9 protein-coding genes, 1 other RNA gene and 1 pseudogene are annotated in these 12,082 nt (G+C 49.5%); 6 read left to right on the top strand and 5 right to left on the bottom strand.

The window, feature by feature from the left end:
* Nucleotides 1–196 precede the first annotated feature (196 nt).
* Nucleotides 197–595: a transfer-messenger RNA gene (gene ssrA, locus EYA81_RS03515) on the top strand.
* A 205-nt stretch (nucleotides 596–800) separates the two neighbouring features.
* On the top strand, nucleotides 801–1,286 hold the full coding sequence (locus tag EYA81_RS03510; protein ID WP_008665278.1) for a helix-turn-helix domain-containing protein: 486 nt from the start codon (nucleotides 801–803) through the stop codon (nucleotides 1,284–1,286).
* A gap of 199 nt (nucleotides 1,287–1,485) precedes the next feature.
* On the opposite strand, the gene EYA81_RS03505 is transcribed toward EYA81_RS03510, so the two are convergent.
* From EYA81_RS03505 to EYA81_RS03485, 5 genes and pseudogenes are all read right to left on the bottom strand, one after another.
* A complete protein-coding gene (locus tag EYA81_RS03505; protein ID WP_098031974.1) occupies nucleotides 1,486–2,283 on the bottom strand; it encodes a bifunctional 2-polyprenyl-6-hydroxyphenol methylase/3-demethylubiquinol 3-O-methyltransferase UbiG in 798 nt (265 codons plus the stop codon).
* Between the two features lie 81 nt (nucleotides 2,284–2,364).
* The gene (locus EYA81_RS03500) at nucleotides 2,365–4,005 is read right to left on the bottom strand and encodes a sigma-70 family RNA polymerase sigma factor (RefSeq protein ID WP_117964200.1); all 1,641 of its coding nucleotides are present in this window, start codon (nucleotides 4,003–4,005) and stop codon (nucleotides 2,365–2,367) included.
* A gap of 71 nt (nucleotides 4,006–4,076) precedes the next feature.
* Complete coding sequence (locus EYA81_RS03495) at nucleotides 4,077–4,511, bottom strand: Fur family transcriptional regulator (protein WP_005831909.1); 435 nt, start codon at nucleotides 4,509–4,511, stop codon at nucleotides 4,077–4,079.
* 5 nt (nucleotides 4,512–4,516) lie between these two features.
* A complete protein-coding gene (locus EYA81_RS03490; protein WP_131225369.1) occupies nucleotides 4,517–6,457 on the bottom strand; it encodes a heavy metal translocating P-type ATPase in 1,941 nt (646 codons plus the stop codon).
* A gap of 97 nt (nucleotides 6,458–6,554) precedes the next feature.
* Nucleotides 6,555–7,112 (bottom strand): annotated as a pseudogene (locus tag EYA81_RS03485) (hypothetical protein); the annotation flags it as partial.
* On the opposite strand from EYA81_RS03485, the gene EYA81_RS03480 reads away from it, so the two are divergent.
* The 4 genes from EYA81_RS03480 to EYA81_RS03460 all read left to right on the top strand — a co-directional run bounded on the left by EYA81_RS03480 (nucleotide 7,113) and on the right by EYA81_RS03460 (nucleotide 12,074).
* On the top strand, nucleotides 7,113–8,570 hold the full coding sequence (locus EYA81_RS03480) for a DUF5690 family protein (protein ID WP_131225368.1): 1,458 nt from the start codon (nucleotides 7,113–7,115) through the stop codon (nucleotides 8,568–8,570).
* Nucleotides 8,571–8,584: 14 nt separating this feature from the next.
* On the top strand, nucleotides 8,585–9,379 hold the full coding sequence (gene phnX, locus EYA81_RS03475; protein WP_131225367.1) for a phosphonoacetaldehyde hydrolase: 795 nt from the start codon (nucleotides 8,585–8,587) through the stop codon (nucleotides 9,377–9,379).
* Between the two features lie 36 nt (nucleotides 9,380–9,415).
* A complete protein-coding gene (locus tag EYA81_RS03470; RefSeq protein WP_131225366.1) occupies nucleotides 9,416–10,504 on the top strand; it encodes a 2-aminoethylphosphonate--pyruvate transaminase in 1,089 nt (362 codons plus the stop codon).
* A 223-nt stretch (nucleotides 10,505–10,727) separates the two neighbouring features.
* A complete protein-coding gene (locus EYA81_RS03460) occupies nucleotides 10,728–12,074 on the top strand; it encodes an MATE family efflux transporter (RefSeq protein ID WP_131225365.1) in 1,347 nt (448 codons plus the stop codon).
* The last annotated feature ends 8 nt before the right edge of the window (nucleotides 12,075–12,082 follow it).

Here is a 12,082-nt window from a genome sequence, read left to right as displayed (position 1 = left end):
TATTGTTTTTATCACGAAAAGTCAGTATTAGCTAATATTTGTAAATATATGGTGATTGCTAATAAAAGAATATGTATCTTTGGGCCAAAGAAAGCGGTAGAGGATGAAAAATAAAGTAGCATTTATCCCTTTTTCACCCTCCCTACTTAGCAATGAGTTACGCAATCTTTTAAATTTCAGACCGTTACAAAGTCATGGGGTTGACTGGATTTGACAGCGGGCAGAAATGGTAAGTAAGCATGCAGTGCGTCGTTGATTTGCACTTTAATCTCAGTCCTCAAAATTTTATCTGGCGAAACTCGTTACGCTCTCGCTGCTTAATCGAAGTATAGTAGATTGAAGCTTAATCCCGGCACCAGGTGCTGGGACGTGACATCACTCGGAAGCTGTTGCTCCGAAGCATTCCGATAAAGTGGTGCAGTCAAATCGGGGATAGTTCGTGTCAGCCTCGTGGCGCGGGTGAAAATTTAGAGGATAAGGCAACGGTTGATGGCTTTGGTTCTGCCGCTGCACGAAAATTTAGGCAAAGATAAGCATGTAGAAAGCTTATGATTTCCTCGTTTGGACGAGGGTTCGATTCCCTCCAGCTCCACGGATATAGTAAAAAGAAGTTTGTAAGTCCTTGAATTCCAGTAATTCAGGGGCTTTCTCTTTTCTTCTACTCCCCCTACCTTTTATATTCATTTAGAAAACGGTTGTAGTAAATGTGCTACAATTCAAAATTAATATCTACTTTTGTCTGTTCAAAAACCAATAACTATTAGAAGTGGGGGCAACACTTTAAATTCTGCAACAGATTTATGAAAATTCACGAAGGAAAATGTACAGAGAAGATTTTGAAAGAACGTGAACGGATTGGTAGTCGGTTAGCCATTCTTCGCAAGAAGAGAAATATGACCCAAGAGGAATTGGCTAATCTTTGTGGTGTTAATCGTGTTAATATAGCCAAGATAGAGAAAGGGGCTTATAATGTGAGCATTGATATACTATCTAAGGTAACATCCGCTCTTGGTTTTGTGATAGATATAAAAGTGGATAGCTCTGTTTGTCCGACTCATTTCTCTCAACGTAAACCTGTAAAGCTGGTAATAGGGGAAGATTATTATGTCAGTTTTGGCAATAACGAAGCCCATAGATGTAAGCTGGTGGATATTCCGGAGATGTACCAAGGTCAAAGAATTAAAATCGAAACTCCGACCCCGAGAGGGTCTATCACCCACATATTATTTGCCGATGAAATAGGAACGACACCTGACGAGGCTGTAATGAACCAAGTAACGATGTAAAAACATTAAAAGGGAAGAAGTGCAAGTTCCTCTTTTATTGAAATCCCCTTCGCTACAACCATCTGCAGTGAGGGTGATTTTTTAGTTTATGAGGGTTTCTACACCCCCTCTTTCATCAGAGCTATTCAAAAATTTAATGGTTTCTTCTGAATATATAATCTTAAATTGATGGTTCGGAATCAATTCTAAAGCTGGGAAATCAGTAGTGATTAACAGTTTTAGTCCCTTTCTTTAATATGTAAAAGCAACTTGTACAAAAGAAGTTTCTTATGTACGGGATAGCAGCAATAACTCCGTTGAGCCTTCGTGGGGACAAGCCGAATTTGATTTTATAATGTGGGTTTATAAGGTACAGTCTCCGGTCAATGATTTGATAGTTGGCTTGCCGGGCGATGCGATTGAACAGTTCGATGGTGCATCCGGTGCTCTTTATATCCAGTAGCTCCGTGATTACGCGTTCCTGCTCACCGCATAGTCTTAATATCCATCTGTATAAAGTGCGGGGAAGGAGGTGGAGAAAAGGGAAATGTGAAACAATGTGGCTGTGTGCTATCTGCTGGTGGCCTCCGAATGGCATTTGCCAGGCGGGAAATCCTACAAATACAGCTCCGTCGGCAGACAAATGTTTTTGTAGGCCGGAGAGGAACCGTTCTTTGTCTCTGATATGCTCTATCACATCGTGTAGAAGAATCAGGGGAAAATTCGTAGCCTTGTCCTCAAGCTGGAAAATGTCGGTGGAAATGAACTGTCCCTGCTGATGCCTTTGGGTGAAGAAGGTCCTGGCTTGCTCTATTCGCATGGCATCAATGTCTACGCCCATCACCCGGCAACCGGCTTTGGCAAAGGGAAGCAGATTGCCTCCCTCTCCACAGCCCACTTCCAGCACTTTATCGGGGATGTGTCCGATGACTTCCTTTATGTAGGGGATATAATAGTTCTTGCTGGTCTGTGACTGTTCATCAAAGTAGCTTTCCCGGTCGGTATGTCGTTTCTGCATGTTCTTTGTTCCTTCTTGAGTTTGATTATCCATATAAATAGATAATCAGTCGGGTAAAAGACTGCGTGGCGCATCGTTTTTTTACCAGGAAATGCGGAGGCCTACCGGGAGGGTGAATGTGAACGGGTGTTCCTTTCGGATGGTGCGCAGTTGGCTGCCGTCGGGGATGTAATAGTTTACAGTCGGCTCCAGATAGATGCCTGCCTGGGGTGTGAGGTGATATTGTATGCCTATACTTGTGTTGACCGACCACTGCCAGGGAGCACTTACCGGATGACTGCCGAGCTTGTGTGGAATACTGTCCGTGACATGGAAGCTTTGGAGTGTCCCTTTTATGGGGATATCCACCTGCATGCCTGTCGTGGCATAACCGGAGAAACGTTTGTAATGCCAGAAACGGTAGGAAAGCCGGAGAGGGATGCCGATATAATGTAGCTTCTGGTTGTCTTGAATGCGGAATGCTTCGCCGGTAGTGAACTCCGACCTGAGAAGCGTATATTGCAATCCGGTTTCCAGACTCCAACGCTCATTCAATTTCTTGCTGAGAGAGAGTCCCACGACGATGGGGGCATGATGCTGCTGGTTCTCAACAATCCTGCCGCTGTTATTCTGGGCAATCTGCATGAGTCCGATGGAATCTTTTCCCAGAGTACCTTGCTGATAGCGGGTGTGCAGATAAGAATAATACTCTTCCCACGTACTGACTTGTTGAGGGAAGTCACTTGAAATGCCGTCGGTATGTGGAGTGGCAATCAGCTTATATAAGTTCTGTGCCAGTTGCGGTCCGAGTGAACCTGCCAGCATCAACTTCCATTTTCCGGATTTCTTCTTGCGGGTTGGCGGCATCAGGGAAGGGGAGAAGACGAAAGCCATCTGTCGGTTGGTGATGGTCTGTCCGGTGAATGGAGAAGGTATGGGATATTTGTGGATACTATCTTTCATTGTGGGTATGGCAAGGGGCCATTCTGTGGAAACTGGAACGGGAGGGATGATTCGTTCCCTTTTGTTCAGATTTTCTTTGGTATAGCATTGTTCGTCGGTTCGGGGAGTATCGGTTTTCTTTGTTTGTTGCGTACTCCCGGCTTGCCTGGAAGAAACTTTGGACAAACGGTTTTCCCTGATACTCTTTTTCTCTCTGTACAGATAGTCATACAGCGTTGGAAAGAGAAGCAATACTGTCAAAACAATGAATACACGGTATCCTGCCAGCATCTTTTTAAGTAAAATTTTCGCCCGGAACAATTGGGAGGAAGAGGAGTGTGGCGCTATACCCAGTAAATCTCCGATTTCTTTGTGGGACAATCCTTCCAGTACTGCCAGTTTAAATACCTTGCAGTAGCCCTCCGGAAGGCTCTCCACTATATCCAGCATCTTATCGTACGAAATGAAATCCGGACAAAAAGGATTTTCAGCAGGCTCTTCCTCTTCCGGAATATCTGTCAATGGGATGGTGGGGTTGGCATTGGCATGGTTGAGGTATTGCAGTGCCAGGTTTCTCATAATCTTTTTCATCCAGTATTCCAGTTTCTCCGGGTTGCGCAGCGAATGAATGGAAGTGAATATGATGACAAAACCGTCGTGAAGAAGATCTTGGGCTATCGTTGGGTCGGGAATATAGCGTAGGCATACTTTCAGCATTTTCTCTGAATAGTTTTCGTAGAGCAGGCTCAAGGCCTGCCCGTTTCCCTTCTGGCATAAAGTGACAAGAGCTTTTGTATCCATGTGTTTGTCTCAATGTTATTTCTTAAGGATAGAGAAGAACATGAATGACTGCATGGATTTTTATTTTTTAACTAAGCCTCCCGGTTGACTTCTGCTGCACAGTCCGGACAAATGCCTTTCAGTACATAGTTGATGCTGTTCAGTGTAAATCCTTGAGGCAGCTTCACCACCGGAGTGGGAATGTTGGTGAAGCAGAAGGTTTTGTTGCATTTCTCGCAATGGAAATGGGTGTGCAGGTCGCTTACGTCGCAAGAGCAACTGTCGCTGCACACGGCATACTTGAAGGAACCCGTCCCGTCATCTATACTGTGTATCAGATGATGGGAGAGGAATAGGGTAAGGGTACGGAAGATGGTGGATTTGTCCACCGTATCCAGCATGGTTTCAAGGTCGAGCAATGAGACGGAACGGCCTGCCTGCATCATGGTGCGCAATACCAGGATGCGGATGGCAGTGGGCTGTATGTCCCTTTTGGCCAATAGGTCCAAATATTTCTTTTCTTCCATTTTTTCTATTTAATAAGTTTCTGTATGCGTATGGCGTTCACTATCGCAATGAGGGCGACGCCTACGTCGGCAAAGACAGCTTCCCAAAGTGTGGCGATTCCACCGGCACCGAGGATGAGGACAAGCAGCTTCACTCCGAAAGCCAGCGAGATGTTCTGCCAGACAATCCGGCGGGTTTGCCTGCCCGCATGAATGGCGGTGGCCACTCTCGAAGGCTGGTCTGTCTGTATCACTACATCGGCGGTTTCGATGGCGGCATCGCTGCCAAGTCCGCCCATGGCGATGCCCACATGGCTAAGGGCAAGAACCGGGGCATCATTGATGCCGTCGCCCACAAAGGCTATTCGGTTGGCAGGGTTGCTGCGGAGTGCCTCGATGTGCTTCACCTTTCCGTCCGGCAGCAGGTCTCCGTATGCCTGGGTGATGCCTAGCTTTTCTGCAAAGTTAGTAACAATGGCTTGTTTGTCTCCCGATAATATCTGAATATTATTGATATTTAAAGCTTTTAATTCTTTGACGGCGTTGACGGCATCTTCCCTTAATGTGTCTGATAGCAACAGATAACCGGCATATTTTGTTCCGATGGCGCAGGCCACAATCGTATCGACAATTGATGACAATTCATCGGGATATTCTATCCCGAACTTAGTCAGCAGGCGGGTGTTGCCCACCAGGACACGCGTTCCATCCATAGTGGCTTGCAGTCCGTGGCCGGCAATCTCCGTAACGTCCGTTGTGGCAATCAGCTCTATATCTCTTTGTTTGGCATAGCTTATGATGGCTTTGGCTATGGGGTGCGTACTGTTTCGCTCTGCCGAGGCGGCAAGCTGTATCAACTTCTCTTCCGTAACTCCCGGTTGTGCCTGGCAGGATTGTACATCGAAGGTACCTTTGGTCAGCGTACCCGTCTTGTCGAATACCACCGTGTTGACTTGGGTGATGGCATCAAGGTAGTTGCCACCTTTGAAGAGGACACCCAGGCGGGAGGCGGCGCCGATTCCTCCGAAGTAGCCTAACGGAATGCTTACGACGAGGGCGCACGGGCAGGAGATAACCAGAAAGACCAATGCCCTGTATAGCCAGTCATTGAAGATGAACGAGAATTGTGCATCTGCCAGCGAATAGAGGAAGGGGAGCAGTACAATCAATGCCGCCAGTCCGGTGACGGCGGGTGTATAGATACGGGCAAACTTACGGATGAAAAGTTCTGCCGGCGCTTTGCGCTCGGAGGCATTCTGCACCAGTTCCAATATACGGGAAAGAGCACTTTTCTCGAAGGGTTTGGTGACTTGGATGCGTACGACTTTGTCGGTCGCAATCATTCCGGCAAGCACTTCCCCGCCCTGGCGGATGTTGCGGGGAACACTTTCTCCCGTCAGTGCGGAGGTGTTGAAGGCGGCAACTTCGTCCAGCATCGTTCCGTCCAGGGGGACACGCTCTCCGGCTTTTACTTCGATGGTTTCGCCTACCTGCACACGTTGGGGAGCTTCGACAAGCGTACTGCCGTTTCTGATGACCGTTGCCGTTTCGGGACGTACGTCGAGCAGGGCGCTGATGTTACGCTTGGCTTTGTCTACGGCTTTGTCCTGAAAGAGCTCTCCCAAGGAGTAGAAGAGCATGACGGCAACGCCTTCGGGATATTCGCCTATATAGAAGGCGCCGAGGGTGGCGATGGACATAAGGGTGAATTCGCTGAACACGTCCTTTTGCAGGATGCTTTCCCAGGCTTCCCTCATCACCGGGAGGCCTACGGGGAGATAGGCAAGCAAGTACCATATAAAAGGTACATACTCTCCCTTGAAGAAGGTGGCGTCAGTAGCATTCAGGATGAGCCCTCCGAAGAGCAATAGGGCGGAGAGGATGATTCTCCAATAATCTTTCAGCAGACTGTTTCTTTTTTCTTGTATCGCTGTATGTCCGTGTGTGCAGCAGCATTTGCAACTCATATTGTTTCCTCCTATTTTCTATTTTCTGCTGCAAAGGTAGCGGAAAGGAGATGCAACTTGGTTGCAAAGTGAAAATTCCCGGACTGTCCGGGCTGTCTTAGATTTCCAGCATCCGCTTCTCCCGTTCCAGGTCTTTCTCGTTCAGCAGGGGAGAGGGGACGGAGCAGGTTTTGATGAAGTCGCCCGGCTGGCAGGTGTAGTTGTAGTAGGGGCGTTGCTCGTCGGTCAGCTGGTCTTGGGGGATGAGTTGGCCTTTCAGTTCCAGGAAGTCGTCCATGGAGGTGCTGTCCGAGTGTTTGATGAAGAGGATGCGGCGGGCTATGGGGTTGCGGTTGTAGTCCAGACAGAGGTAGAGCCCTTTGAGCAGGTGGGGAAAGTCGTACATGGGTAGTTGCAGGTAGATGGTGAACAAGGCCAGTTGGGGTGCCTCGCGTTCGTTGAAGAAGATATAGGCATTCTGGTGGTTGTTGAAGACAGCAGTGCCGAAGTGGGTGGTGTTGTAGGCGCTCATGTGCACCACTTTGACATGGTCGTTGCTGTCGGCAGGGGTTATCAGGTAAGGTTCCACTTTTAAGGCATTGGAGGAGGAAGAGAGGCTGTAACTGATGTAGATGCCGCTGTAATTGTACACTTCCTGCGCCGAGTGGAGCATCTCATGAAGTTTATTAATAATGGAAATTCATTTTTGCTGTCAGCGCCCGCCTCTATCTTTGCCGCCGAAATCAAGAACGAACTTAAACGACACACTATGTTCAACGGTGAGAAAAAACAGATAATACAGAGCAAGAGACTGGCTGATGCCTTGTTCATCCTTTGGGCGGGTGGAGCGGCTTTGCTCTCCTATTCACTGGTCTATGCGCTGCGCAAGCCGTTTACGGCTGCGGGCTTCGACGGGCTCGACTTCTTCGGGATGGATTACAAGACGGCAACCAGCATCGTGCAGATTTCCGGCTATTTTATTTCCAAGCTGATTGGCATCAAGGTAATTTCGGAACTGAAGAAGGAGAACCGTCTGAAGTTCATCATCCTCTCGGTGGCGGTGGCCGAGCTTTCGCTGGTGCTGTTCGGAGCGTTGCCCCGGCCGCTGAATGTCTTTGCGCTGTTCTTCAACGGGCTTTCGTTGGGATGCATGTGGGGAGTGATTTTCAGTTTCCTCGAGGGGCGGCGGGTGACGGACTTGCTGGCGAGCCTGATGGGGCTGAGCATTGCCATCAGTTCGGGCACGGCAAAGTCCGTCGGGCTGTTTGTGATGGAGCATCTCCACATCAGTGAGTTCTGGATGCCTGCCTTTATCGGTGCCTTTGCCTTCCCGCTGCTGTCGTTGCTGGGCTGGCTGATGACGAGAATGCCGCAACCTACCGCGGCAGACCGGGCACTGCGCTCGGAACGGGTGACGCTGGACGGCAGGGCGCGTGCGGACCTCTTCAAGAGCTTCATGCCGGTATTGCTGATGCTGTTTGCGGCAAACTTGTTCATCACCGTCTTGCAGGACATCAAGGAGGACTTCCTGGTGAAGATTCTGGATGTGGAGGCGGCGGAGCTGTCGTCGTGGGCATTTGCCAAGGTAGATGCGGTGGTGACACTGATTATCTTGTTGCTTTTCGGGCTGATGTCCGCGGTGAGGAGTAATATAAAGGTGCTGTGCCTGCTGCTGGTGCTTGTGACGTGCGGCACAGCGACCTTGGGATTTGTGGCCTTCAATTACGATGGGTTGCAACTGCCACCCATGACGTGGCTGTTCCTCCAGAGTTTGTCGCTCTATACTGTTTACCTCAGCTTCCAGACGTTGTTCTTCGAGCGCTTCATCGCCTGCTTCCGCATCAAGGGGAATGTGGGATTCTTTATCGTCACACTCGATTTTATCGGGTATACCGGTACGGTAGTGGTATTGGTATTCAAGGAATTCTTCAATCCGGACATCAACTGGCTGGATTTCTATAACCTGATGTCGGGCTATGTAGGCATTGTGTGCAGCGTGGCTTTCCTATGCTCGGCTGTCTACCTGGTGCAGCGCTATCGCAAGGAGAATGTTTCGGGACCGTTGGGCTCTTCCCTTTTCCGTTTGCGCCGTTGGTCCCGGCCGGGCAATTCCTTGCTTCTTGAGACTGAATAATAATAATATATCGTATGAAAAGAATTGAATGTATCATTATGGACTGGGCAGGAACTGCCGTCGATTACGGTTGTTTTGCCCCCGTCGCCGCCTTTGTCGAGAGCTTTCGGGCCATCGGCGTTCCCGTCACTGCTGCCGAAACACGTGCGCACATGGGGCTGACCAAAGTAGAAGAAATCCGTGCACTGTTCAATATAGAACGTGTCCGGGCGGAATTTGAACGGAAATTCGGCCGTCCTGCCGGTGAGGAAGACGTGCATGCACGTTACGCCGAATTCCAACGGGTGTTGTTTGCCTCGCTCGAAGATTATACCGACCCTATCCCCGGTGTGGTGGAAACGATTTCCGCACTGCGTGCGCAAGGCGTCCGCATTGGCTCCACCACCGGCTATACCCGCTCTATGATGGATGTTGTGCTGCCTGCCGCCACTGCCAAAGGCTATGCGGTAGATAATTGCGTCACTCCCGACGGGTTGCCTGCAGGCCGTCCTGCTCCCTACATGATATATAAGAATATGGCAGACCTCGCCATCCCCTCCGTAGATTGTGTGTTGAAGTATGGCGATACCATCGCCGACATCAAGGAGGGTATCAATGCCAAAGCATGGACCGTCGGCGTAGTCCTCGGCAGTAACGAACTGGGACTGACACAAGAGGAAGTCTCCTCCCTGCCTGCCGATGAGCTCGAAGCCCGTAAGGCCGATGTCCGCCGCCGCATGCTTGCCGCCGGTGCCCACTATGTGGTCGATACCATTGCCGAGCTTCCTGCAGTCATCGCCGAGATAAACCGTAAACTTGAGATTTTGTAACCCTTATAAACGTATAAACTTAAAAACTCAATGAATATGAAACCCTACATTCTCCTTACCCCCGGCCCCCTTACTACCTCACAAACCGTCAAGGAAGCCATGCTGACCGACTGGTGTACCTGGGACGAAGACTACAACCTCCACATTGTGGAAGAAATCCGCAAGTCCCTCGTCTCCCTCGCCACCCAGCATACCGGCGACTATACTTCCATCCTCCTGCAAGGCAGCGGCACGTACTGTGTGGAAGCCGTCATCGGTAGCGTCATCAAGCCTGGCGACAAACTTCTCATACTGAGCAACGGCGCCTATGGCGACCGCATGGGCAACATCGCCGAGTATCACGGTATCTCGTACGACATGCTTGCTTTTGACGAAACAGAGCAAGTCTCCGTCGGCTATGTCGACGACTATCTTTCGCACAATGCCGAAATCACCCACGTTGCCGTGGTGCATTGCGAAACCACTACCGGCGTGCTCAATCCCCTCAAGGAGATAGCCCACCTCGTCAAGATGCACGGCAAGAAACTGATTGTAGACGCCATGAGCAGCTTCGGCGGTGTTCCCCTCGATGTACACGAACTGGGCATAGACTTCCTCATCAGCAGTGCCAACAAGTGCATCCAGGGTGTTCCGGGGTTTGGCTTCATCATCGCCCGCCGTTCCGAGCTGTTGCACTGCAGGGGCGTCTCCAAGTCACTCTCTCTCGACATTTACGACCAATGGGAAGCCATGGAGAAAGGGCATGGCAAATGGCGTTTTACTTCTCCCACACACGTGGTCCGCGCCTTCAAGCAAGCCATGGACGAACTGGCAGAGGAGGGCGGTGTGGAGGCCCGTCACAACAGATATTGCGAGAACCACCGTGTGCTGGTAGACGGCATGCGTTCCCTCGGTTTTCAAACGTTGCTGCCGGACGAGATTCAATCGCCCGTTATTACTTCTTTCCTCTATCCTCATGCCGATTTCAACTTCAAAGCTTTCTACACACAACTGAAAGAGCGTGGATTTGTCATCTATCCGGGAAAGATTTCGCAAGCCGACACTTTCCGCATCGGCAATATCGGAGATGTTCATCCCGAAGATTTCCGGCAGCTGATAGAGGTAATTCGCGAGTGTAAATACTAAGCTCCGAATCTGCATAGATTTAATCGTTCCATCGTGGAGGAAAAATCGTTCCACCATGGTGGAACGATTTTTTCCCAGTGGTGGAATAATATTTTCCCCATGATGGAACGATTTATCCTTCGCCTTCCTTCTCCTTAAGCTTCCCTATTAAATTTGACCTTCGTCAAGTCTGTAAACGCTATCTTTTCGTATTTTTGCACCCAATTTCGGAGGTATTAGATTTATGGCAACATCCAGAGAAATGACGGAAGGACGGGCTCTTCCGTTGATTTTCAACTTTACTTTGCCTTTACTGCTCGGCAATCTGCTGCAACAGACCTATTCATTGGTAGATGCAGCCATCGTGGGGCGCTTTCTGGGTATCAACGCCTTGGCTTCAGTCGGGGCAAGCACTTCGGTCGTTTTTCTTATTCTGGGATTCTGCAATGGCTGTTGCGGAGGTTTCGGCATTCCCGTGGCGCAAAAGTTCGGTGCGCGGGATTATGTCACGATGCGCCGTTATGTGGCTATCAGCCTGCAGCTGGCTGCGGTGATGTCTGTTGTCATTGCCGTGGTTACCAGCATTTACTGTGCAGATATTCTGCACATGATGAGTACGCCGGAGAACATATTCACGGGAGCCTATTATTACCTGCTTGTTACGTTTATCGGGGTTCCCTTTACTTTCTTCTATAATCTGCTGTCCAGTATTATCCGTGCATTGGGTGACAGCAAGACGCCGTTTTGGTTTCTACTTCTCTCTACGGTACTGAATATCCTGCTCGATTTGTTCTGCATTCTGGTACTGGGTTGGGGAGTGGCAGGAGCTGCCATCGCTACCGTATTTTCACAAGGCGTCTCGGCCATATTGTGCTACATCTATATGATGCGTCGTTTCGACATTCTGAAGACAACGCCAGCCGAGCGGAAATTCGACGGTGCTTTGGCACGCACACTGATGTACATCGGCGTACCCATGAGACTGCAATTTTCCATTACTGCCATTGGCAGCATTATGCTGCAAAGCGCCAATAATGCTTTGGGTACGGCTTGTGTGGCTGCATTCACGGCAGCCATGCGTATCAAGATGTTTTTCATGTGTCCTTTCGAGAGTCTGGGCATGGCAATGGCCACCTATAGCGGGCAAAACTACGGTGCGGGCAAGCCGGAACGTATCTGGATGGGAGTCAAGGCAAGCACCCTGATGATGATTGTTTATTGGGCGTTCACTTTCTGTGTACTGATGTTCGGTGCCAGGACTTTTGTCCTGCTCTTTGTAGATGCCTCTGAGTTGGAGATTTTAAAGAATACGGAGTTGTTCCTGCACATTTCCGTTTCCTTTTTCCCGGTTCTGGGACTGCTCTGCATCCTGCGATACACTATCCAGGGGGTGGGATATACCAATCTTGCCATGCTTTCCGGTGTCTCGGAGATGATTGCCCGGATACTGGTCAGCCTGCTGGCTGTTCCGGCTTTCGGCTATCTGGCCGTGTGTTTTGGTGACCCTACTGCATGGATTTTTGCAGATGCCTTTTTAATACCAGCCTTCATTTATGTCTATCGGCGGATACTTCGGATGAAGAAAAATTAGTGTATCTT

This window comes from Bacteroides sp. A1C1, from assembly GCF_004328515.1.
Classification (GTDB): domain Bacteria; phylum Bacteroidota; class Bacteroidia; order Bacteroidales; family Bacteroidaceae; genus Bacteroides; species Bacteroides uniformis.
This window is presented reverse-complemented; position numbering and strand designations above follow the sequence as displayed.

Excerpts from the sequence above, each read along its gene's own strand:
- EYA81_RS03510 (WP_008665278.1), top strand. The coding sequence starts at position 801 with ATGAAAATTCACGAAGGAAAATGTACAGAGAAGATTTTGAAAGAACGT.
- EYA81_RS03505 (WP_098031974.1), bottom strand. The coding sequence starts at position 2,283 with ATGCAGAAACGACATACCGACCGGGAAAGCTACTTTGATGAACAGTCA.
- EYA81_RS03500 (WP_117964200.1), bottom strand. The coding sequence starts at position 4,005 with ATGGATACAAAAGCTCTTGTCACTTTATGCCAGAAGGGAAACGGGCAG.
- EYA81_RS03495 (WP_005831909.1), bottom strand. The coding sequence starts at position 4,511 with ATGGAAGAAAAGAAATATTTGGACCTATTGGCCAAAAGGGACATACAG.
- EYA81_RS03490 (WP_131225369.1), bottom strand. The coding sequence starts at position 6,457 with ATGAGTTGCAAATGCTGCTGCACACACGGACATACAGCGATACAAGAA.
- EYA81_RS03480 (WP_131225368.1), top strand. The coding sequence starts at position 7,113 with ATGAAGTTTATTAATAATGGAAATTCATTTTTGCTGTCAGCGCCCGCC.
- phnX (WP_131225367.1), top strand. The coding sequence starts at position 8,585 with ATGAAAAGAATTGAATGTATCATTATGGACTGGGCAGGAACTGCCGTC.
- EYA81_RS03470 (WP_131225366.1), top strand. The coding sequence starts at position 9,416 with ATGAAACCCTACATTCTCCTTACCCCCGGCCCCCTTACTACCTCACAA.
- EYA81_RS03460 (WP_131225365.1), top strand. The coding sequence starts at position 10,728 with ATGGCAACATCCAGAGAAATGACGGAAGGACGGGCTCTTCCGTTGATT.